17 protein-coding genes are annotated in these 23,889 nt (G+C 32.5%); 12 read left to right on the top strand and 5 right to left on the bottom strand.

All coding sequences use genetic code 11. The features are described from left to right. Window positions 1–122 precede the first annotated feature (122 nt). From BN2665_RS01070 to BN2665_RS01055, 4 genes are all read right to left on the bottom strand, one after another. Window positions 123–1,910, bottom strand: a complete 1,788-nt coding sequence (locus BN2665_RS01070; RefSeq protein ID WP_055665269.1) for an ABC transporter ATP-binding protein — start codon at window positions 1,908–1,910, stop codon at window positions 123–125. After that, entirely contained in the window at window positions 1,910–3,649 is a 1,740-nt protein-coding gene (locus tag BN2665_RS01065; RefSeq protein WP_055665268.1) for an ABC transporter ATP-binding protein, read from the bottom strand. Before BN2665_RS01065 ends, BN2665_RS01070 begins: the two co-directional genes overlap by 1 nt. Window positions 3,650–4,097: 448 nt before the next feature. Continuing rightward, a complete protein-coding gene (gene murC, locus BN2665_RS01060) occupies window positions 4,098–5,474 on the bottom strand; it encodes a UDP-N-acetylmuramate--L-alanine ligase (RefSeq protein WP_055665267.1) in 1,377 nt (458 codons plus the stop codon). A gap of 132 nt (window positions 5,475–5,606) precedes the next feature. Next, window positions 5,607–6,674, bottom strand: a complete 1,068-nt coding sequence (locus BN2665_RS01055; RefSeq protein ID WP_055665266.1) for an HD-GYP domain-containing protein — start codon at window positions 6,672–6,674, stop codon at window positions 5,607–5,609. A gap of 256 nt (window positions 6,675–6,930) precedes the next feature. Here BN2665_RS01055 and purR point away from each other — a divergent pair, with 256 nt between their 5' ends. From purR to BN2665_RS01020, 7 genes are all read left to right on the top strand, one after another. Then, complete coding sequence (gene purR, locus BN2665_RS01050) at window positions 6,931–7,746, top strand: pur operon repressor (protein WP_055665265.1); 816 nt, start codon at window positions 6,931–6,933, stop codon at window positions 7,744–7,746. Window positions 7,747–7,848: 102 nt separating this feature from the next. After that, entirely contained in the window at window positions 7,849–8,139 is a 291-nt protein-coding gene (gene spoVG / locus BN2665_RS01045; RefSeq protein ID WP_055665264.1) for a septation regulator SpoVG, read from the top strand. A 185-nt stretch (window positions 8,140–8,324) separates the two neighbouring features. Then, window positions 8,325–9,698, top strand: coding sequence for a bifunctional UDP-N-acetylglucosamine diphosphorylase/glucosamine-1-phosphate N-acetyltransferase GlmU (gene glmU / locus BN2665_RS01040; RefSeq protein ID WP_055665263.1), 1,374 nt, complete (start codon window positions 8,325–8,327; stop codon window positions 9,696–9,698). A gap of 46 nt (window positions 9,699–9,744) precedes the next feature. Further along, window positions 9,745–10,704, top strand: coding sequence for a ribose-phosphate diphosphokinase (locus tag BN2665_RS01035; protein WP_055665262.1), 960 nt, complete (start codon window positions 9,745–9,747; stop codon window positions 10,702–10,704). Between the two features lie 199 nt (window positions 10,705–10,903). Next, a complete protein-coding gene (locus BN2665_RS01030) occupies window positions 10,904–11,590 on the top strand; it encodes a response regulator transcription factor (protein WP_055665261.1) in 687 nt (228 codons plus the stop codon). A 3-nt stretch (window positions 11,591–11,593) separates the two neighbouring features. Beyond that, window positions 11,594–13,015: a sensor histidine kinase gene (locus tag BN2665_RS01025; RefSeq protein WP_055665377.1), complete on the top strand. Its 1,422-nt coding sequence runs from the start codon at window positions 11,594–11,596 to the stop codon at window positions 13,013–13,015. Window positions 13,016–13,108: 93 nt separating this feature from the next. After that, complete coding sequence (locus BN2665_RS01020) at window positions 13,109–14,329, top strand: S1C family serine protease (protein ID WP_055665260.1); 1,221 nt, start codon at window positions 13,109–13,111, stop codon at window positions 14,327–14,329. A gap of 154 nt (window positions 14,330–14,483) precedes the next feature. Here the strand turns inward: BN2665_RS01020 and BN2665_RS01015 are convergent, their stop codons facing one another. Beyond that, window positions 14,484–15,848, bottom strand: a complete 1,365-nt coding sequence (locus BN2665_RS01015; protein ID WP_055665259.1) for an IS1182 family transposase — start codon at window positions 15,846–15,848, stop codon at window positions 14,484–14,486. A 205-nt stretch (window positions 15,849–16,053) separates the two neighbouring features. Between BN2665_RS01015 and pth the strand changes: the two genes are divergently transcribed. From pth to BN2665_RS00990, 5 genes are all read left to right on the top strand, one after another. After that, window positions 16,054–16,629: an aminoacyl-tRNA hydrolase gene (gene pth / locus BN2665_RS01010; RefSeq protein ID WP_055665258.1), complete on the top strand. Its 576-nt coding sequence runs from the start codon at window positions 16,054–16,056 to the stop codon at window positions 16,627–16,629. 27 nt (window positions 16,630–16,656) lie between these two features. Beyond that, complete coding sequence (gene mfd, locus BN2665_RS01005) at window positions 16,657–20,178, top strand: transcription-repair coupling factor (protein WP_055665257.1); 3,522 nt, start codon at window positions 16,657–16,659, stop codon at window positions 20,176–20,178. Between the two features lie 131 nt (window positions 20,179–20,309). Continuing rightward, window positions 20,310–21,311 (top strand): peptidylprolyl isomerase, encoded by a 1,002-nt coding sequence (locus tag BN2665_RS01000; RefSeq protein ID WP_055665256.1) that lies wholly within the window; start codon window positions 20,310–20,312, stop codon window positions 21,309–21,311. 188 nt (window positions 21,312–21,499) lie between these two features. Then, window positions 21,500–22,054: a stage V sporulation protein T gene (gene spoVT, locus BN2665_RS00995; protein WP_055665255.1), complete on the top strand. Its 555-nt coding sequence runs from the start codon at window positions 21,500–21,502 to the stop codon at window positions 22,052–22,054. A gap of 265 nt (window positions 22,055–22,319) precedes the next feature. Beyond that, window positions 22,320–23,870 carry a putative polysaccharide biosynthesis protein gene (locus BN2665_RS00990; RefSeq protein WP_055665254.1) on the top strand — a complete coding sequence of 517 codons (1,551 nt, stop codon included), beginning with the start codon at window positions 22,320–22,322 and terminating at the stop codon, window positions 23,868–23,870. The last annotated feature ends 19 nt before the right edge of the window (window positions 23,871–23,889 follow it).

Genomic DNA, 23,889 nt, shown 5'->3' with positions numbered 1-23,889 from the left:
AAAGCCATGCATAAATAGGAAAACAGATTTCCTCATATACATGACTTTTTCATTTTATTTTTTCTTAACATTGTGAAAAAATTCTTTAATTGTGAATTGTGCACTGTGAATTGTGCATTAAATTAAGCTCCTTCATTAAGGAATTTGTATTGTGACATATAAAGGTTATAGTATATACCTTTTAGCTTCATCAACTGCTCATGGCTTCCAGCTTCAGCGATTTTACCGTCATTTATGACCATGATTTTATCGCAATCTCTAATAGTGGATAGTCTATGAGCTATAACAAAGGAAGTTCTTCCATATAGCAATTTCTTTATGCCTTGTTGTACCAATCTTTCCGTATAAGTATCTATATTTGAAGTAGCTTCATCTAAAATTAATATTCTAGGATCTGCTAATAATGCTCTTGCGAAGGAGATTAGCTGCCTTTGGCCGACAGAAAGTCTAGAACCTCTTTCACTTACCTCCGTATCATAGCCTTTTTCAAGCTTCATTATAAAGTCATGAGCATTAACAGCCTTTGCTGCTGCAATTACTTCCTCGTCTGTAGCATCTAGCTTACCATATCTTATATTTTCCTTAATGGTAGTAGAAAATAAAAAGGTATCTTGAAGCATTATGCCCATTTGAGATCTCAGGGATTCAATTTCTACATTTTCTACATTTTTTCCATCTACTAAAACTTCGCCTTGGTCACAGTCGTAGAATCTGCTTAAAAGGTTTATTATAGTGGTTTTACCAGCCCCAGTAGGTCCAACAAGAGCTATGGTTTCTCCAGCATTTATTTTAAAACTAACATTATCTAAAACCTTTGAATCATCTTCATAACCAAAGTTTACATTTTTAAATTCTACATTACCTTTGATTTTAGGCATTTTTACAGAATCCTTAATATCTGTTATATCTGGATCAATATCCATTATCTCAAAGATTCTTTCTGCGGCAGTGAAATTAGTGATTAAGGTATTATAAAAATTGCTTATATTCATAATAGGTCTCCAGAACATGCCTACATACCATGTAAAGGCAATTAAGGTACCTACAGTGATAGCATTTGTTTGTGTTAATTTAAAACCTACCCAAAACACAATGACAGAGCCTATACCCCAAGAGGTTTCAACTAAGGGCCAAAATAAATCATTGAGTTTTACAGCGCTGATAAAGAAATCCATAAGCTCCGATACCAGGGAGTTAAAGGTTTTTGAGGTATTCTTTTCGTTAGCAAAAGCTTGAACTACTCTTATACCAGAAAAATCCTCATGAGTGTAAGCATTCATATTAGAACGTTTCTTTCTATACTCTTGCCATCTTTTCCTAGACACTGTCTCTATAAAAAACATGCTGATAAATAGTAATGGAAGTATGGTTATAGTGGCTAGGGCTAATTTATAGTTCATAGAAAACATCAATATAGTTACACATACAAGGCTTAATAGTTCAGGTATAAAGCTGGTTATGCTGTTGGTAAAGAGCTCTTGCAGTGCATTTACGTCTCCAATGACCCTGGCTAATATTTTACCTACAGGTCTATTATCAAAGAAAGAAAAGGACAATTTTTGAATATGGGTATATAGTTCGTGTCTTATATTTATCAATATTTTATTTGTCACTGATGACATCATCATAATTCTTTTTCTTGAAGCTATCATGGCTGCAAAGTTTAGCAAGGTCATTGCTAAGGCTATTAAAAATAATCCTTTAAAGTTTGAGGTATCTATATAATCATCTATGGCTATTCTTAAAAGATAAGGATTTAGTAGTCCGCATAACATAACAAATATCATCAATAGAACTACTAAAATTACCTTTATCTTAAAGGGTTCAATGTATTTAAATAGTCTAAAAGCTATGTCTTTTTTTGACTGCTTGTTTAAAAATTCATCTTGCTTTACTGAATTTCTCGCCATTATACCACCTCCTCATTACCTAGATCCTCAAAGTCTTTAAATTGTTCGCTGCATATATCATAATATCTGCCCTTTAATGTTAGAAGTTCCTCATGGGTTCCTCTTTCTACTATTTGTCCGTTATCAACAAACAGAATTTGATCTGCATTCTTTACAGCAGAGATTCTATGGGCGATTATAAAGGTAGTAGCATTAACCTTTCTTTGGCTTAAATTTTTTAATAGACTATATTCTGTTTCCATATCTAAAGCCGAAGTAGAGTCGTCGAGAATTATGATAGGAGCCTTTCTAACAAGGGCTCTAGCAATGGAAATTCTTTGTTTTTGCCCACCGGAGAGGCCTATACCTCTTTCACCAATGATGGTTTCATAACCCTTTGAAAGCTCTTCTATAAAGTCATTAGCGCAAGCTAGTCTGCAAGCTTCTTTTATATCCTCCATGGTGGCTTCCTTATTTCCAAACTTAATGTTTTGCTCTATGGTATCTGAGAATAGAAATACATCTTGTGACACCACAGACATGTTACTTCTAAGCTGATCTAAATTGAGTTTTTTAACATTTAAACCATCAATTAGGATTTCTCCTTCACTTACATCATAATATCTTCCGATTAAGTTTACGATAGAAGACTTACCTGAGCCAGTAGTACCCATAATAGCGATGGTGCTTCCTGCTGGTACGTTTAAGTTTATATTTTTTAATATATATTCTTCATCGTATTTAAAGCTAACATTTTTAAAGTTTATATTACCTCTTATAGAAGATAAGGAAAGAGAATCTATGGAGCTTTTAATAGTAGGCTCTGTATCCATTATGGCAAATATCTTCTTGGCAGAAGCATTATTTTGAGCCATCATATTTGTTAGCCAGCCTAGCATTCTCATAGGCCATATGAGGTTCCATATATATTCACTAAAGGCTACTAAAGTACCTAAGGTGATTTCATCCTTAATTACCAAGGAACCTCCAAAGGTAATCATTATAACTATAGAGATATTAGTTAAAAATTCTATGGGTGGAAAATGATTTCCGATGATTTTAGCCTGATCCATATTTAATTCATAGTTAGTTTTATTCATATTTAAAAATTTTAGTATTTCATGTTTTTCCCTAGCAAAAGCTTTAACAAGTCTTACTCCAGCTATATTTTCTTGAGCAGCGGTATTTAATACTGCACCTTGATCACTTAGCTTTTCATAGGAGTTCATTATTTTTTTCTCCAGCTTCATAGCTATATAAGCTATGGGAACCATTATTATTATGCAGGCTAAAGCCAGCTTCCAGTTTAGATAAAATAAAATTGCGGTGCTCATTACAAAATATATTATATTCTCAACAAATAATCTTAAACCAAAGGATATGGTTCTCCAGATATTATCTACGTCTTCACCTATTCTTGACATAAGCTCACCAGTATTCATTTTGTCAAAATAGCTAAAAGGCAAGCTTTGAATATGGTCAAAAAGGCTTTGCTTTATATCAATATTGACTTTTGTGGATAGAACATCGAACAAGTACTCTTTTATATATCCAAAAACAGCCTTACCAACAGTTATTATTACTAGACCTAATAATATTTTTGGTAAAAGGCTAGCTTGTTTCCCTGTAATAACTTTATCTATAAGTTCTTTTCTTAAGTAAGGGTTAAACATATCAATTATTATGGTTAAGAGCATAGATATTGATGGTATTATCACTAGTAATTTGTGTTTCCATACATAGTTAAAAATTCGCTTCATTAATTAATTCCCTCCTTTTTTAGCAAATAAAAAAACCACGGTGTTACCCATGGCTTTATAATATAAGAATATAAGGCGCGCGCCTCCCCTATAAACTAATAAAATAAAATATAAAAGGCCATGGGCACGATAACCCATGACCTTAAATTACTATTAATTAGTGCATTTAAGAATCACATACAAAGTACAAGCTAAAAGCCTTGCACTTCTATTGAGATAGGGCTACCGCATATAGATTTAATTGTTACTGTATTGAGTTGTGCATTCATCAAATTAAATTGTACTAATCCGAACATTAGTCCTACCTCCATTTATCAAAATTTACTTTACCTTCTTATGATACAATCTTTTCCTATTGCTGTCAATACAAATTTTTCTAAATTATCTTCCTTTTTAATTTTTGAAAAACCCAAGGAAAGGTTAGAAGCTTAACCTTGAGTTTGTTATACTAGTCCATTAAATACATTTCGCCCAGCTTTACAATATCTCCAGCCCCTAAAGTTAAGAGAAGATCTCCAGGAGATAATTTGCCTTTAACGTAGTCTAAAGCTTCCTCGAAACTATAACTATTTATACATTTTATTCCTCTTTCTCTTATTCTGTCACCAAGCATTGTAGAATTAACTAGTCCATTATCTTTTTCTCTAGCAGCATATATATCCATTAATATTAACTCATCTGCATTATCAAAGCATTTAACAAAGTCCTCAAATAGACTTAGAGTTCTAGTGTAAGTATGTGGTTGAAAGGCACAGAATATCTTATTATGAGGATAGTTTTTTGCAGCTTCTAAAGTAGCTTTTATTTCTGTAGGATGATGCGCATAATCATCTACCACAGTTACTCCATTTTTTACCCCTTTAATTTCAAACCTTTTATGAGCATTAGCAAATTCATTTAATCCCTTTACAATTGCTTCTCTTGGTACGTCTAGTATAAGAGAAACACATACACTGCTCAAAGCATTTAATATATTGTGCTTTCCAGGTACATTTAAGGTAACCCTAAATAACCTTTCTTCCTCTTCATATACATCAAAAGTAGCACAGCCCTTTTCGTTAAAACTTATGTTTTTAGCTTTTATATCCCCAGCATCAATACCATAGCTTAAGGTGTTACATTGAGCCTTACATAATACTTGCTGTACTCTTTCATCATCAGCATAACCGATTAAATAACCATCCTTTGGGATTAGTGTTGAGAACTCCTCAAAGGTGGATTGAATATGATTTATATCCTTATAATAATCTAAATGATCCGCATCGATGTTTAAAATAACTCCTATATAGGGAAAGAACTTTAAGAAAGATGCCTTATATTCGCAGGCTTCAGTAATAAAGTATTCACTTTCTCCAGTGCGGAAGTTACCTTTTATAACATCTAATTCTCCTCCAACTAATATAGTAGGATCTAAATCTGCTGCTAAGGTTATATGAGATAGCATGGAGGTACTAGTGGTTTTCCCATGGGTACCTGATATGGTTACATTATATTTATGTCCACGCATTATAAGTCCTAAGAATTCTGCTCTATCCATTAAAGCAATATTATTTTCTTTAGCGTAAATGTATTCGCAGTTATCTTCTTTTACCGCAGCAGTATATACCACTAAATCTACATCTTTTATGTTATCTTCACTATGTCCTATATATATTTCTGCTTCTGCCTTTTTTAAGCCCTGTACTATATGAGAATCCTTCATATCAGAACCTGAAACCTTATAGTTATTTTTTAATAATATGGCAGCTAGACCACTCATGCTTATGCCGCCAATGCCAATAAAATGAACTTTTTTATTTTTATCTTTAATAAAATCAAAAGCCAAGCCATACACCCCTTTTAATGTTAAGATCTTTCTTTTAATAATTATATACATATTTTATAGAAAAAAATACAGTATAATATAAATTATTATAAGAAAAGTAGAGCTAAAAGGTTACAAACTTTAATAGTAAGGCTAAATAATGTCCTCTACTGTTAAATTTGTATTCTTAGATAGATCTATATATTCCTCACCTACCATAACAAAGGGTCTAGTAATGTTATTTATATCGATTTTTAATATTCTAGCTTTTTTTCCATTGCTTAATAGAGTGTATTCTCCAACATAATAATCTATCATGTTTTTTATGAATACATTACACAGATGAATATCTAGCTTTCCAAAGCTTTCTTCTTTTAATGCTTCTAAAGCTTTTAGAGGACAATCTTTTTTCTTATATGCTCTATTGGAAGTCATGGCGTCGAATATATCAGCTATGGCAATTATTTTAGCATATATATGGATTTTTTCTTCTGTTAATTTTAAAGGATAGCCAGAGCCATCCATTCTTTCGTGGTGCATTAGCACAGCCATTTCTACAGAAGGATCTATGTAGGGGATAGCCTTTACTATTTCGTAGCTTTTTACAGGATGAGTTTTTATAATCTCAAATTCCTTCTTTGTTAGAGAGCCTTGCTTGTCTAAAATAGCATTGGGAAGCTTAGACTTACCTATATCGTGTAACAAACCAGCATAGGTAATTAACATTATGTCTCTAGAAGTCATATTTAACCATTTGGCCAACATGGAGCTTAATACAGCAACATTTACAGAGTGGCGAAAGATATAACAATCTGCATCTCTAGAATCAATTACATTTTTTATTACGATACCTATATCTTTAAGCTCAGTTAATATGTTTTCAGATAACGAGCGGATACCTTTTATATCAATTTTAGAACTAGAGATTACCTCATTGAATATTTTTTCTGCTTCATCCGAGAATTTTTCAAGATGTACTTCAGTCTGCTTAAATCCTTCAGAGCCTCTCTTTTTCTGAATTTCTAAATCAGATTCCTCTAACTTAGAATAGACTTGTACCAAATTAGTAGAATATAAACTTTGAATTCTCTCTATTACTCTTTCATTAAGCTCTGTACCTTTGTTTACAAGCTTAACATTATTTATATATAAATCCTCAGCCAATATCATGCCACAGGATAGTTGAAAAGGGCTTAGCTTTTTTGTAGTGTTAAAATTCATAGTAGGGTGTACCAATCCTTTCATTGGAATAATATAAAAAATTGCTTCATTGGAAAAAAATATTAGTTAATTATTATTTTACAATAATTCACTAAATATATAAATAAATATCATACATAATTTACATAAAAATATCAAAAAGAAATTCTTTACATTAAAATATTGATATTAATATTAATTTAGAATAAAATATGAATAATAACAGGAATATTAAGAATAAAATTCGTAAAAATACAAAGAATATGTAGGTGATAAAATGGGTAGATTTACTAGAAATAACCGGGTGGTAGCAATAACTAAAATTTTGATGGAAAATCCAAATAAAATTATAGGATTGAATAGATTTACTGAACTATTAGATGCTGCTAAATCTACTATAAGTGAAGATATTTTAATTGTAAGAGAAACCCTTGAGAAGCTTAACCTAGGAAAGGTTGAAACTGTGTCAGGGGCTGCAGGCGGGATAAAATTCTTAACAGATATAAGTAAAGAGGAAACCCTAGAATTTATAAAGGACTTATGTCTGCTATTAGAAGATAAGAGCAGAATAGTACCAGGAAATTTTATTTATATGACGGATGTTATGTATAATCCTCATATAATAGGAAAAGCTGGAACTATATTAGCAAGCTTTTATAATAACTTTCAGGTTGATTGTGTGGTCACAGTAGAAACTAAGGGAATACCTCTAGCATATGAGGTAGCAAAACGATTAGGTGTTCAATTAGTTATTGTAAGAAGAGACAATAAAGTTACAGAAGGACCTACAGTAACTATTAATTATGTATCAGGCTCCAGTGGAAGGATACAAAACATGTCCCTATCCAAAAAGTCCTTGCCTAAAGGAAGCAGATGCCTTTTCATAGATGATTTTATGAAGGCAGGAGGTACCGCCTTAGGCATAATGGATTTGCTAAAAGAGTTTGATAGTGAGTTAATAGGTATAGGGGTGCTAGTAGATAATATTGAGACTAATAAAAAACTCATAGGAGAATACGTATCTATTGTTGAATTTTTAGGTATAAATGAAGAGGGAAAAGCTTTGATTAATCCCTCGAAATGCTTTAAATAGGAAATTTTCAAAAAATTTATTTGTTTTTTACATAAAAAAAGAGGAAAAACAAAATATATATAGAAATATATAGTTTATAAAGCATCTTGGAGGTGGATTTTAATGCAAATTACAGACGTAAGAATAAGGAAGATTGCAGCAGATGGTAAGATGAAAGCGATAGTTTCTGTAACCTTCGACAATGAATTTGTTGTTCATGACATAAAGGTTATTGAAGGACAAAATGGGCTTTTTATAGCTATGCCAAGCAGAAAAACTCCAGATGGAGAATTCAAAGACATAGCACATCCAATTAATACTCAAACAAGAGAAAAAATACAAAGTGCTATTCTTGCAGAGTATGAAAAAGTTAAGAACGATGAACCTGAAGTTGCAGAGGTTGTAGAGGAATAATGATAGGAAGGAGTTTTATACTCCTTTTTATTTTTTGAAAATTACCAAAATAAAATAACCGTCATTTGGTGTTGAAAATGCTAGATTTATAAAATATAATATAGAGGGCAATTAAAATTGTACGTGAAAGTTTTAACCTAAATAGTATATGCTATTTAATATTATGTGCCATAAGGAGTGGTATAATGTATAAATGTGCTATAATAATGGCTGCAGGTGAAGGCAAAAGGATGAAATCCAGTACTCCAAAAGTATTGCATAAGGTTTGCGGACAAGAAATGGTTAACCATGTTATTGACAGAATGAGATCGGCGGATATAGAAGAAGTTAATGTGATAATAGGAAGAGGAGCGGAGCTTGTAAAAAAAGGAACAGAGCATAAAAATGTAACTTACTCCTTTCAAGATAAGCAATTAGGAACTGGCCATGCTATAATGTGCGCAGGGGAATTCTTAAAAGATAAAAAAGGAACCCTAGCTATTTTTACTGGAGATGCTCCACTTATTAGAGAAGAAACTGTAAAGAGACTTTTACAATTCCATGAAGATAACGGATTTAAAGCTACTATTTTGACTTCTCGCATAGACAATCCTACTGGTTATGGAAGGGTTATAAGAGAAAAGGATGAAGTGGCTAGAATAGTAGAACACAAGGATTGTAGTGAAGAGGAGCTAAAGGTAAAAGAAATAAATGCAGGAATGTATTGTTTTGATATAGAGGCACTTAGAGATAGTTTGGGGAAATTAAACAATAATAATGCACAGGGTGAGTATTATCTCACAGATATTATAGGTATATTAAAATCAGAAAATAAAAAAGTAGGAGCCCTTATAACAGATTTTGAAGAGACTATAGGAGTAAATTCTAGAGTAGAGCTTGCAGAAGTAGAAAGAATACTTAAGCTTAGAATAAATAAAAAGCACATGGATAATGGGGTTACTATAATAGATCCAAGTAATACCTATATAGGCTCAGAGGTTAAGATAGGTCAAGATACCATTATTTATCCAGGAAATTACATTGAAGGAAACACTGAAATAGGCAATGAGTGTATTTTATACCCTAATTCTAGAATAAGCAATAGTATAATTAGTCATAAAGTTACTATACAAAGCTCTGTAATCTTAGATAGTAAAATCGGAGAGGAAACTACTGTAGGACCTTTTGCTTATATAAGACCAGAAAGTAACATAGGTAAGCATGCTAGAATAGGGGACTTTGTAGAAATAAAGAAATCTACCATAGGTGACAATACAAAAGTATCTCATTTAACTTATATTGGAGATGCTGAGGTAGGGGAAAATTGCAATTTTGGATGTGGCACTGTAGTAGTTAACTATGATGGTAAAAATAAATATAAAACAATTATTGGCAATAACGCTTTTATAGGATGCAATACTAATTTGGTTTCTCCTGTAGAGGTTAAAGATGATGCATATATAGCAGCAGGATCTACCATTACAAAAGAAGTTCCTAAGGGAAGCCTTGCTATAGCTAGAGCTAAGCAGGTAAATATAGAAGGATGGGTAGAGAGGAAAGGGCATAAAAAGAGCAAGTAAAACATCTTGTTTATACAAGTTTTTAATTTTAAGGAGGTCTTCGTAAATGATAACCCATGGTAAAAATATTAAAATATTTACGGGTAATGCACATCCCCAGTTGGCTAAAGATATAGCAGATATCTTAGGTATACCTGTAGGTAGTTCTAAGGTAGGAACTTTTAGCGATGGAGAAATATCCGTAGATATTAATGAAACTGTAAGAGGAACAGATGTGTTTGTAGTTCAATCAACTAACTCCCCAGTTAATGATAATTTGATGGAATTACTAATAATGATAGACGCATTTAAAAGGGCTTCTGCAGGAAGAATAACAGCAGTAATTCCTTACTATGGATATGCTAGACAAGATAGAAAGGCAAAATCAAGAGATCCTATTACAGCAAAACTAGTAGCAGATCTTATAACTGCTGCAGGTGCTGATAGAGTTCTTACTATGGATCTTCACGCATCACAAATACAAGGATACTTTAATATACCATTAGATCACTTATTAGGAGTACCTATTTTATCTAGATATTTCTTAGATAAGGGATTTGGAGAAAATGAAGATGTAGTTATAGTATCGCCAGACTTAGGAAGCGTTACAAGAGCTAGAAAATTTGCGGACAGATTACATGCTCCTATAGCAATTATTGATAAAAGAAGGCCTAAAGCAAATGTTTCAGAGATAATGAACATCATAGGCGATGTAAGAGGAAAGACTGCTATATTAGTAGATGACATGATAGATACTGCAGGAACCATAGCTAATGCGGCTAATGCCTTAAGAGATTTAGGTGCAAAAGAAGTATATGCTTGCTGCACTCATGGCGTATTATCAGGACCTGCTATAGATAGAATAAATAGTTCTGCCATCAAAAAATTAGTTATGCTAAATACCATCAAATTACCTGAAGGAGATAATCTGGAAAAATTTGTTTCTCTCTCGGTAGCACCTATTTTTGCGGAAGCTATTAAGAGAATATATGATGATGTACCATTAAGCAAATTGTTTGAAGAATAAGATTTAGAATTATTGGCTGTTTCGGAGTGGAAATTTAGTTTCTATTTTGAAGCAGCCATTTTTATTGTCTATTAATCCTCAGTTACAATTCTATAATTGTACATTGATTAAAAGTTACAGTATGTTAACTAGTATAGTTTATGAATTTATGGTAAATTTATAATATAAGTGATTAAACATTAAAAGGAGCGTGCTAGGTATGGAAGGAACTATAGCTAAGGTTCTAATAGTTGATGATGATGAAAATATATGTGAAGTTATAAAAATGTATTTGCAAAGCTCAGGTTATGATACAAGGCTTTGCCACGATGGGAAATTAGCTCAAGAAGCCTTTACTGAGTATAAACCAGATTTGGTGCTTTTAGATATAATGCTGCCACATGTAGATGGTATTGATGTATTAAAGTGGATAAGAAAAGAGAATGAAACCCCTGTTATAATGCTTACGGCCAAAGGGGATACCTTTGATAAAGTTCTTGGGTTAGAGCTAGGAGCTGATGATTATATGGTAAAGCCCTTTGAACCTAAAGAGCTTATAGCTAGAATCAAAGCTGTAATGAGAAGGTATAATGTGGAAGGTGGAAGTAAAGAGACTTTAAACTTCCCAGATTTAGCTATTGATGTTAATTCCTACACAGTGATATATAAAAATGAAGAAATTAAGATGCCGCCAAAGGAATTTGAATTATTGCATTATTTGGCAAGCAATAAAAATAGAGTGTTTACAAGAGAACAACTACTATGTGAAGTTTGGGGATATGATTATCCGGGAGATTCCAGAACTGTTGATGTTCACGTTAAAAGGTTAAGAGAAAAACTTCATGGAGGACCTAATTGGCAATTAGAAACCGTATGGGGTGTGGGTTACAAGTTTGAGGTGAAATAGATGGTGAAAAATAGCCTTGTTTCTAAAATGATAGCTGCTTTCACATCCATAACAGCTATAAGTTTTATAATTATTGCAACTATACTTTCTGTATGGTTTCAGAATTATTATTTTGATCAAAGAAAAACTCAGATGGATAAGCAAGGACAATTAATAGCAGAATCCGTAAAATCTTATCTTAATGATCCTCAACAAGAGATAAGTCTATATAGATTAAGAATGAATATGGCTTTTGTAAGTGATTTAGTAAGTGCAGATATATTAATTTCAGATAGTTATGGCCTTGTATATGCGATTTCTAATACGAAGTATTCTGATTATCTATCTAAGAATTTAGGAATAAAGGAGATGGATGAGCTAAGGTTTGGAAGGACCATTGAGAAAAAGGGCATTTATGATAAAGTCCTAGATAAGGTAGTATATGTTTATATGAAGCCAGTTTTTGATGGAAGTTCTTTTAGAGGCGTAATAGCTATGTATACCCCTGTAGATCAAATAAAGACACCTCTTAAGAGAGTGTACTACATAATATGGATAAGCGCTATTTTAGCTGTTATTATTTGTAGCATAGTAATTTATTATTTTTCCCAAAGAATATTAATAAAACCTTTATCCCAAATAAATGCTGTGGCAAGAAAAATTTCTAAAGGAGATGTGGAACGAAGGGTAAATATAGATTCTAACGATGAGATTGGAGAATTAGCAGATTCTTTTAATACCATGGCAGATTCTCTTGAAAAAGTAGAAAAAAATAGAAGAGAATTTATGTCTAATGTATCCCATGAATTAAGATCCCCTATAACCTCTATAAAAGGTTTTATCGGTGGAATTTTAGATGGAGTAATACCAAAGGATAAGGAAAATTATTATTTAACCATAGCCTACGAGGAAATTCAAAGACTTACAAGACTTATAAACGATCTATTAGATTTAGCAGCTATGGAAGCTGGAAAGTTTTCTTTAAGAATTTCTGAGCTGGATATAAATGAAATAATTAAGCTTTGTGTTATAAAATTTGAAACTAAAATAAATGACAAGAAGTTAAAGGTGGATGTAGTATTTCAAGAAGAGCATCTATATGTAGCTGCGGATAGGGATAGGCTTATTCAAGTTATTACTAATTTACTTGATAATGCAGTTAAGTATGTAAGCGATGAGGGAAATATAAAGATAAATACTAAAATAAAAGGAAATAAAGTATTAGTTTCAGTGTTTAACGATGGACCAAGCATACCGGAAGAGGATATAAAGCACATTTGGGAAAGATTCTATAAATCCGATAAGTCTAGAACTTCAAAGGTTAGCACGGGATTAGGTCTTCCTATAGTAAGAAATATATTAACTCAATTGGGAGAAGATATATGGGCAGAAAATAAGGCTAAAGATCAAGGTGTTACCTTTATCTTTACTTTAACCAAAATATAAATGTTATAAAAAAATAATCATTTTATAATACTTTGTTCATATATATTTAAAAATATTGAAGTATAATATTTTTATAATTATAGGAGGTGCCTTATGGAGAGCGGTAAAAAAAATGCAGATACATATTTAGATAATAGAGATAAAGATTGTACAACTTCATCAGAGCACTGTGTAAACTATGGAGAAATAAACTTTATTCAAAATAAAGCCAAACGAAAGATAAAGTATATGTTTAAAAGTCTTTCCTTTGTTTTGATAGCAGCCATATCAGGAGCGGTTACCGCTGACTATATTGTAGAAAAAAAATACTCAAAGATAAATTATGGATTAGTAGGTAATATTCCTATAGTTAACTCAAATAGTGATGATGGAAATATAAAGCATCGTGATGTTCCAAGGAATGATATAAATATAGTAGCTGAAGAAGTTAGTTCTTACATTGTAGGAATAAGCACTAAGGCAGATGGGTTTAATACAAACTCTGTAAGCAAAAATACAGGTTCTGGTATAGTCTTTGATTCAAAAGGATATATTCTCACTTATGGGAATCTTATAGAGGGTGCTCAAAAGATTTTTGTAAAGTTACCCAGCTATGCTAGCAAGCCTTTGGAAGCAAAATTAATAGATATAGATAAGCTTTCAGATTTAGCTCTGATAAAAGTTGAAGTAGATAATTTACCCGTTCCTAAATTTGGAGACTCCTCAAAGGTTAAGATAGGAGATACAGCTATAGCTTTAGGCAACCCCTTAGGAGAAGATATATCTAGTTCTGTAACTGTAGGAATCGTTAGCTCTAACAACAGAAAAACAGAGATTAAAGATTCTAAAACTTCTGATAGAATTTCGTACTTTAAAATAGATGCAAAGGTAAATTCCTATAATAATGGAGGCGCTGTATGCAATTCTCTAGGAGAAATAATAGGAATCAGCAGCTTGAAGTTAACACAGCAATATAATTCAGAAGGGGTAGGCATAGCCTTATGCATAAATGAGGTAAAACAAATAGCGGAATCTTTAATGAACTATGGAAGAGTAAAGAGACCGGATCTAGGCTTTGTTGGAGCAGGAGTGACTTTGGATAATAAGGGCATAGAAGGAATTTATGTTCAAGAGGTTTCACCTGGGAAAGCTTTAGCTAATGCAGGAGTGAAGCCCACAGATATCATAGTTGAATTGGATGGGAAAAAGCTTAAAAAGATCCAGGACATACAAGCTATTATAGAGAACTATAAGGTTGGAGATGTAATAAAGGGAAAGATATGGAGAAATGATAAGGCAGAGGATATAACCATAACCTTAATGGAACGAAAATAAATCTGTTTTAAAAAGAGACTTTCAAAAGTCTCAGGATGTTGAAAAACCCCATCGGATTTTATGAAAATCCTGATGAGGTTTTTTAACAGCAAAAAAATCCATACTGTGGGCGTAGGTAGGTGAAAAACTCACGTAAAAATTGGTATTTTCTCTCCTAAGAGTACGAGCATTGGCGTGATAACACCAATGCAATCTTCTTTATATTCTGTGCTACTGATGTTAGTAGGCACTGTTCACTAACTTTGGGTAATCCGCGGAAGCGAGCGTAGCGAAGCCCATGCAGTTCTTTTGAATCTGCAAAGCTTCGCTCAATAGTTTCCTTTCTACGTTTATAGATACCGTTACCTTTATCAGATCTAAGAAAGTCAAAAACCTTTTCCTTTAACTCCTCCCATACATGCCGTCTAATTGTCCTGACATCAGCTTTATCTGATGTCAAGCACTTTTCTCGTAACGAACAATTATCACAGTAGAACTTATCACTTACATATTCTTTATATCCTTGTCTTGTTGTTGTCTTATAACGCAATGGTGCTGCACCTGGACAAACATATAGATCATGTTCAGGTACATACTGAAATCTTAGTTTAGTAAATTTGCCTTTTACATGTGGTCCCATTCTAAAACCTAACACTGCCTGATAACTTTTTTCTGAGAGTTTCTTTATAGTTGGAGCTGTTGAATATCCTGCATCAGCTACTGCATACTTAGTATCAAACTTAAATTTGTCTATTATTGTGTCAACTCTATCCACATAAGGTTCGTCATCATTGATATTTCCAGGGGTTACGTAGCTATCAAGGATAATGTTATACCTACCATCAACAGTTCTATGCTCAAGGTAAAAGAACCCTTTTGGCTTTCCATCTCTTGTCATAAATCCGCTATCTGGATCAGTTGTACTTACTTTTCTATTCTTCTCTATTTTATCTGGAAGCTTTTTTTTTAGAGGTGTCTGACCATGGTCTTCTCTTGACTTATTTACTGCATCATCAAGATCATTTAGATAATCTTTGGTTGATGCAGTTATTTCTTCATTGGTGAATTTATTCTTATTGGCATTTGCCTTTATATGTGTAGAATCTGTATAAAGTATCTTGCCACTTACCAGTTTTTTCTCAATAGCAATGTCCACTATTTTATCAAATATCTTCTGGTATACATCTGATTCGCTAAAGCGCTTAGTTCTATTTTTGCTAATGGTTGAATGATCTGGAATCTTTTCTGATAACGAGAAACCCAAAAACCATCTATACGCTATATTAACTTCAATTTCTTCTACAAGTCTTCTTTCTGATCTTATTCCAAATATGTAACCTATCAGTAGCATCTTAAAAAGAACTATCGGGTCAATAGCTGGTCTGCCATTATCAAGACAGTAATACTCCTTTGTTAATTCTCTAATAAACGAGAAATCAATGCACTTATCAATCTTTCGTAACAAATGATTTTGTGGAACCAAGTTTTCAATATATACTAATTCTAGTTTCTGCTGTGCAGAATTATTTTCTTTAATCATGCTTTATCACCTCATACTATCCTATGAGTATAATATTCTACACCGAAGTTAAAAATCCTTTTTGCAAAGAAAAAATACCCGCCACAGCGGGTATTCCCATAAAATGTTTATCAACAGTCTGAGACTTTCAAAAGTCTCTTTATTATTTTTGCTGTATAATATAATATTATATAGGATAGTGATAAAACATGGAGGAGAATATAGAATGTACTTAGTAGTAGGATTAGGAAACATAGGAGCTCAATATGAAAATACTCGCCATAATGTAGGATTTGATGCTATAGATTTAATCAGTGATAAGTATAATATATCTGTGAATAGGATAAAATTTAAAGGAGTCTATGGAGAGGGGAATATAGGAGGAGAGAAGGTAATATTATTAAAACCCTCTACCTATATGAATTTGAGTGGTGAAAGTATAATACAGGCTATAAATTTTTATAAGATAAGCAATGATAATATAATAATTATATATGATGATGTGAGCTTAGATGTGGGAAGGATGAGAATAAGAGAAAAAGGTAGTGCGGGTGGACATAATGGTATAAAGAATACTATATTGCACTTAGGTAGTGATTCCTTTCCAAGGCTTAAGATAGGAGTAGGACAGCCTAAGAATGATATGGTAAATCATGTTTTGGGTAAGTTTTCTAAGGATGAGAGAGAAATTTTAAATAAAGTGTTAGAAGGGTCCATAGAGGCTGTAGAAGTCATGATAAAGAGTGGAGTTACTGAAGCTATGAATAAATTTAATGGATTTATAGTAAATGCTTCGAAATAGTGTTTTATATTTAAGGCGGTGTTTTAAATGAGATTGAATGGTCTAATGACCCCATTAAAAGGGAATAAAGACTTTAAAGAAGTAATAAATAACGTAAACGCAACCAGATTCCCAGTAGGTATATATGGCATTTCAGAATCGTCAAAGGCTTACATGATATATGGAGTTTATGAAGAGCTAGAAAAATCATTTTTTGTAATAACCCATAGCGATATGGAAGCTAAGAATTTATATGAGGATCTAAGTTTTTATACACCTGAGGTATATTATTTCCCCACGAAAGAGGTAGTATTTTACAATGTAGATGCTATTTCGGGAGATTTAAGGTGGGAAAGAATAAAGGTTATAAAAGAAATATTAAACCATGAAAGAAAGATAATCATAACTTCTATTGAGGCTTTAGCTCCTTGTTATACACCTATTGAACTATTTAGAAGCCATATATTTAATTACGAAGTAGGAGATTCTTTGGACATACAGCAATTAACTCAAAAATTAGTCCAGTGTGGTTACGAAAGAATGGAGCTAGTAGATGGCAAAGGACAGTTTTCTATTAGAGGCGGTATACTAGATATCTTTCCTCCTACTAGCATGTATCCCTATAGAATAGAGCTTTTTGGAGATGAAATTGACTCCATTAGGACCTTCAATGTAGAATCTCAAAGAAGTATAGAAAAAGTAAACTCTATAGAGATTTTTCCAGCCAAGGAGATAATCCTTACCAAGGAAAATGTGGAGAGAGGATATAATTTAATAAAAGAGGATTTAGAAAAGTTTATAAGTTCTCCAAAAAATAAAAAGAATAAGGAATTAGTTAATAAAATTAACCAACTAGTAAAGCTTAATTTAGAAAGCTTAAAGGAAAGCTGGAGCTTTGAAACTATAGATAGTTATTTGCCCTATTTTTATGAAAAGCCTTCAAGCTTCTTTGATTACATGGCAGAGGGTTTTATAGTTTTAGATGATACTCAAAGATCCATGGGGAAATTAGATAGCGTATACACTGAGTTTGAAGAAAGCTTTACCTCTTTTTTACAAAGAGGAGATATATTGCCCTATCAAGGGAATTTAATGATCCCCAAAGAAACTCTGGTGGAGAATTTGAGCTCCTGGGAAATATCAACTATTAATGCCATAGCTAAAACCACTCCTAGGATTACACCACGTTCTATGGCAACCTTTTCACAAATAACTCTACATAATTATCATGGACAACTAGATTTTCTGATAGAAGATATAAAAGATAAAAAGCAAAAGGGATATAAAACTATAATATTATCAGGCACAAGGCCTAGAGGTGAAAGGCTTGTAGCTACCTTGAGAGACCTTGGCATAGAAAGCAGCTATAGAGATATAGTGTCTGATATACAATTTGGAGAAGTTGTAGTTACTTTTGGTAATCAACTAAAAGGTTTTGAGTATCCAGAATTAAAGCTTTGTGTAATATCTGATAAAGAAGTTTTTGGAGAAGCAAAAAGAAAAACTAGCAGAAAGCTATCCAAGGGCAAAGGAGTAGCTAAGATAAAGAGCTTTGCTGAACTGAAGCCTGGGGATTATGTGGTTCATGTAAATCATGGTATAGGAGTATATAAGGGGGTAAGACAGCTAGAGGTTCAAGGGCATAAAAGAGATTATTTAGAAATAATCTACGATAAGGAAGATAAGCTTTATGTGCCTGTAGAGCAGCTAGATATGGTTCAAAAATATATAGGCAGTGAAGGGAAAGCACCTAAAGTTAATAAGCTAGGGGGAAGTGAGTGGGCAAAAGCTAAAAGCAAGGTTAAGAAATCCATAAATGAAATAGCTGAGGATTTGGTTAAGTTATATGCTGCAAGAGCTACATTAAAAGGCTATAAGTATTCCACAGATACTGTGTGGCAAAAGCAATTTGAGGAGGAGTTTCCATATGATGAAACCCCAGATCAAATTACATCGTTACAAGAGATAAAAGCTAGCATGGAGTCAGATAAGCCTATGGATAGACTGCTCTGCGGTGATGTAGGCTATGGAAAGACTGAAGTGGCTTTAAGAGCTGCCTTTAAAGCGGTTATGGATGGCAAGCAGGTGGCTTTATTGGTGCCAACTACTATATTAGCAGAACAACACTATAACAACATGATTAAAAGATTTTCAGATTTTCCTATAAAAATAGATATGGTCAGCAGATTTAGAACCGCTGCACAGCAAAAGGCTACTTTAAAAGGCATTAAGGAGGGCAATGTAGATATTTTAATAGGTACTCATAGGTTAGTATCAAAGGATGTACAGTTTAAAGATCTAGGACTGCTAATTATAGATGAAGAGCAAAGATTTGGAGTAACGCACAAGGAAAAGATAAAAGGTCTAAAAAAGAATATAGATGTGCTTACTTTAAGTGCTACTCCTATACCTAGAACTTTGCACATGTCCTTAACAGGGGTTAGAGACATCAGCGTTATTGAAACTCCACCAGAGGAGAGGTATCCAATACAAACCTATGTGGTGGAATATAATGACCAGCTCATAAGAGATGCCATAGTTAGGGAGTTAAATAGAAAAGGTCAGGTCTACTTTGTTTATAACAAGGTAGAGGATATAAAAAATATGGCTACATATATTCAAAATCTTGTTCCTGAATCTAGAGTAGGTATTGCCCATGGTCAAATGACGGAAAGAGAACTTGAAAGCGTCATGATGGATTTTATGAAGGGGGAAGTAGATGTATTAATTTGTACCACTATCATAGAAACGGGCATAGATATACAAAATGTAAATACCATGATTGTATATGACTCAGATAGAATGGGATTATCTCAGTTATATCAATTAAGAGGAAGAGTAGGTAGATCTAACAGAATAGCCTATGCTTATTTTACCTACAAAAGAGATAAGATATTAACCGAGGTAGCAGAAAAGAGGTTAAAGGCACTAAAAGAATTTACAGAGCTAGGATCTGGATTTAAAATCGCCATGAGAGATTTAGAGATAAGAGGGGCAGGAAATATGATGGGCTCTGCTCAGCATGGGCACATGGCGGCAGTAGGATATGATTTATATTGCAGGATGCTGGAAGATACTATAAAGCTTATAAAAGGTGAAATAGCTCAAGAACCTGTAGAAACCACTATAGATATACATATCGATGCATATATTTCAGAAAAATATATAGAAGATGAAATTCAAAAGATTGAAGTTTATAAAAAGATTGCGGCTATTGAGAGCTATGATGATATGATGGATATAATTGAGGAGTTAGAAGATAGATTTTCAGATATACCTCAAGCGGTTTATAATCTAATAAATATAGCATATATAAAGAGTATAGCTAAATTATTAGGTATAGAAGAAATAAAAGAAAAGGGCAATGAAATTATATTCCAGTTTGAAAATAAGGGTAGAGCCAATGAAAAATTATTTAAAGCCCTTATAGATAAATATAGTAAAAATATTGTATTTAAGTTTGGAGAAAAGCCTTCTTTTGGATATAAACTCTCTACTATAAAAAGAGAGGAAATATTAGGAGTGTTTAAAGAATTATTAGAATATATGAAGGAAGCAACAAATAAATAAATTGCAACATTTACAAAATTTTGCTATACTTATGAACGACATTAATAAAAAATTAATTTGCATTACAATATAAAAGTATTTATAATTGTAAAGAGATTATTAAAGAGATTATGAAGAGCGGGGGAATAAGAGTGAAAAACGTAAAAAAGATAGTTGCAGCTGCTATGTTATCTATATTTACCATATCCTTTGCGGGCTGTAAGATGATAGAAAAAACACCTGAGGCTATAAAGAAAAGTCCTGTAGCTAAGGTTGGTAAGGAAACAATAACTAGAGGTGAGCTAGACGAAAAAATGGCACCAGTAATAGAACAATTAAAACAGCAATATGGTAATGACTATGAAAAAAATGACTCTGCAAAAGAAATATTGATGGAGCAAAAAAAGCAATTGTTACAGTCCTTAGTTGATGAGAGGGTATTGCTGTTAAAAGGAGAAGAATTAAAGTTAGTACCAGAACAAGCTAAGCTAGATGAAGAAATAAATAAAAAGCTTGAAGAAATAAAGTCAGTGTATGGCAATGATGCTCAAAAGTTTGCAGATGCATTAAAAGAAGCTAATTTAACTGAAGAGGCTTTAAAAGGCTATATAAAAAATCAAGTAATAACTTCTAAAGTATACGATAATATGGTAAAAGATGTTAAGGTAGATGATGGCCAAATTGAAAAATATTATAATGAAAATAAGGATGCTGCTTTTACAGAAAAGCCAGGAGCAAAATTATTCCATATTCTAGTGGACTCTGAAGATAAAGCAAAAGAAGTTAAGGCTAAACTAGATAAAAAAGAAGATTTTGCTAAGCTAGCTAAAGAATATGGTACAGATGGTACTAAAGATAGCGGCGGAGAGCTAGGCTTTATTGAGTATGACAATGCAGGCTATGATAAAGACTTTATGGATGCAGCTAGAAAGCTTAAAGAAGGGGAAATATCTGGACCTGTGAAAACTCAATTCGGATATCATATCATAAAAGCTACAGAGTTAAGAACTGAGCCAAAAGTTAAAAAATTAGAAGATGTAAAAGATCAAATAAAAGAAAAATTAATAGATGAAGGTAACAGAACTGCTTATACTAAAACTTTAGATGAGTGGAAAAAGGCATTAGGAGTTAAGACCTACGAAAAAAATCTATAATCTAAAAACATAGAGAGTTTGCAATATTGTTTGCAGACTCTTTTTATTTATTCATAGTCTTTGTTATAAAGATATAAATTTGGATAAGTGAAATAAAAACCTACATTTGTGTATAAAATTACATATTTAGAAAGATAATATTATTGCAGATATAATTATATACTTTAAAATAAGGAGGTAAGTTACAAATGAAGGCGACAGGCATAGTTAGACGTATAGACGATTTAGGTAGAGTTGTAATTCCTAAGGAGATTAGAAGAACCCTAAGAATCAGAGAGGGAGATCCATTAGAAATTTTTACAGACAGAGAAGGTGGAGTAATACTAAAAAAATATTCCCCTATAGGAGAATTAAGCGATTTTTCAAAAGAATATGCAGAATCTCTTCAGCAAGCTATTGGACATATAGTGCTTATAGCAGATAAAGATGCATTTATATCTGCTAGTGGTGCTCCTAAAAAAGATTACTTAGAAAGAAAAATAAGTAACGAACTTGAAAAAATTATGGAAGATAGAAAAACTGTTTTACTAGAAGAAGGAAATAGCAAAGTAATTCCTTTATACAATGATGAAGAAATAGAAGGGAAATATTCTAGTCAAGTTATATCTCCTGTAATAGCAGAAGGGGATGCAATTGGAGCAGTTATAATACTATCAAAACAAAGCGGCGAAAAGTTTGGAGAGCTAGAATTAAAGCTTGCTGAAACTGCATCCGCATTCTTAGGAAAACAAATGGAACAATAAATGGCAGCATAGTCTGCCATTTCTTTTTTTGATACTTTAATGATTGTTGACATAAAAATTATTATATATTCAATGAAAGTATGATTTTTATGTAATATTACCTTCGACTTTAAAATAAGAATAATTATACTATAGGAGGCTATGAAAAAAGGTGTTCTATAGGTTTCGCTACACCACGGGTGGAACCCCACGAGCGGTCCGCGAAAAAGAATACCTAAGTTTTTCACATCCTCCTATACATAAATTTTTGATTCGGAGGTATGGAATGAAAAAGCAATCTTTGATTAAAGGAACTTTGATTCTTGGAGTGGCAGGGATTTTAGCAAAATTTTTAGGATTATTTTTTAGATGGCCTTTGATAATGCTTATAGGAGATGAAGGCGTAGGATATTATCAAATGTCTTATCCCTTATATATGTTTTTTGTGGCTATAGCATCTGGAGTTCCTGTAGCTATATCAAAATTAGTTTCAGAAAAAAATGCTATGGGAGATAGGGAGGGGATTTTTAAAGTATTAAAGGAAGCTTTGCTTCTGATGGGCTTTATGGGGATAGGAACTACGGCTATATTGTATGCCTTATCAAAGCCTATTATAAGTTTCCTCAAGTGGGATCCTAAGGCTTACTATTCTTTATTAGGAATAGCTATAGCACCTATGATAATATCCTTAATGAGTGCCTTTAGGGGTTTTTTTCAAGGTCTTCAAAATATGAGCCCTACTGCTATATCTCAAGTTTTAGAACAATTTGGAAGAGTGATATTTGGAGTTGGACTAGCCTATATATTGCTTCCAAGAGGAATAGAATTTTCAGCAGGAGGAGCTGCTTTAGGCGCGGCAGCTGGAGGGATATTAGCGGGAATATATCTTTTCATTAAATATTTAAAGTTAAAAAGTGATTTTAATGTTTTTAAAGTTAAAAGTGATGAGAAAATATTATGGAAGCTAATGTATATTGCCATACCTATATCTCTAGGAGCTACTGTGGGCACCATAATGAATCTCATTGATTCTATACTTGTGCCACAGAAGCTCTTAGAAGCAGGCTTCACTTATAAGGATTCTACAATTTTATATGGACAGCTTACTGGCAAAGCCTCAGTACTAGTTAATTTACCCTTGACCTTGTCTATGGCTCTTTGTGCTTCCTTAGTACCTATAATTGCAGAGGCATATATTCTTTCAAGAAAATATGAAGTAGTAAATAGAGTAGATGTGGCCATAAAGCTTTCAAATACCATAGCTTTTCCAGCTTTAGCAGGATTATTTTTCCTATCTTATCCTATAATGAACTTAATTTTCCCTGGGCATAGTGAAGGACATAATATACTTAGATATTTATCTCTAAGTATACCTTTTATAATAATGGCTCAAACAACCACAGCAATCCTACAGGGAACCGGGCATTATATAAGACCTGTTCTAAATTTGACCATAGGATGCATTATAAAGATATTGCTGACTATGTTTTTAGTACCTATAAAAGAAATTAATATCTATGGGGCCGTCATAGCCTCTGTTGTAGCTTATGTTATTGCTTCCTTACTCAACTTAGGTTCTCTTAAAAGAAAATTGAAGGTAGACATAAGATATTATGATTCTATAATAAAACCAGCCTATTGTTCTATAATAATGATTTTGGTAGTATTAGTAATATATAAATTTGTTTATGGCAATACTTATAGCAATGGAATTTCTTGCTTAATATCTATATCCTCAGGTATTATAATATATATACTGCTCATAGTGATAACGGGTATATTTAAATATAGTTATATAAAGAAAAAATTATTTAAGTCATCTTCAAAAAATAACTAACTATTTGTTCTCAGGTGAC

Source organism: Desnuesiella massiliensis (genome assembly GCF_001403615.1).
In the GTDB taxonomy this organism is placed as follows: domain Bacteria; phylum Bacillota; class Clostridia; order Clostridiales; family Clostridiaceae; genus Desnuesiella; species Desnuesiella massiliensis.
This window is presented reverse-complemented; position numbering and strand designations above follow the sequence as displayed.

Bases quoted from the DNA above. Each gene is read 5' to 3' on its own strand.
- BN2665_RS01070 (WP_055665269.1), bottom strand. From the start codon at position 1,910: ATGGCGAGAAATTCAGTAAAGCAAGATGAATTTTTAAACAAGCAGTCA.
- BN2665_RS01065 (WP_055665268.1), bottom strand. From the start codon at position 3,649: ATGAAGCGAATTTTTAACTATGTATGGAAACACAAATTACTAGTGATA.
- BN2665_RS01055 (WP_055665266.1), bottom strand. From the start codon at position 6,674: ATGAATTTTAACACTACAAAAAAGCTAAGCCCTTTTCAACTATCCTGT.
- purR (WP_055665265.1), top strand. From the start codon at position 6,931: ATGGGTAGATTTACTAGAAATAACCGGGTGGTAGCAATAACTAAAATT.
- spoVG (WP_055665264.1), top strand. From the start codon at position 7,849: ATGCAAATTACAGACGTAAGAATAAGGAAGATTGCAGCAGATGGTAAG.
- glmU (WP_055665263.1), top strand. From the start codon at position 8,325: ATGTATAAATGTGCTATAATAATGGCTGCAGGTGAAGGCAAAAGGATG.
- BN2665_RS01035 (WP_055665262.1), top strand. From the start codon at position 9,745: ATGATAACCCATGGTAAAAATATTAAAATATTTACGGGTAATGCACAT.
- BN2665_RS01030 (WP_055665261.1), top strand. From the start codon at position 10,904: ATGGAAGGAACTATAGCTAAGGTTCTAATAGTTGATGATGATGAAAAT.
- BN2665_RS01020 (WP_055665260.1), top strand. From the start codon at position 13,109: ATGGAGAGCGGTAAAAAAAATGCAGATACATATTTAGATAATAGAGAT.
- BN2665_RS01015 (WP_055665259.1), bottom strand. From the start codon at position 15,848: ATGATTAAAGAAAATAATTCTGCACAGCAGAAACTAGAATTAGTATAT.
- pth (WP_055665258.1), top strand. From the start codon at position 16,054: ATGTACTTAGTAGTAGGATTAGGAAACATAGGAGCTCAATATGAAAAT.
- mfd (WP_055665257.1), top strand. From the start codon at position 16,657: ATGAGATTGAATGGTCTAATGACCCCATTAAAAGGGAATAAAGACTTT.
- spoVT (WP_055665255.1), top strand. From the start codon at position 21,500: ATGAAGGCGACAGGCATAGTTAGACGTATAGACGATTTAGGTAGAGTT.
- BN2665_RS00990 (WP_055665254.1), top strand. From the start codon at position 22,320: ATGAAAAAGCAATCTTTGATTAAAGGAACTTTGATTCTTGGAGTGGCA.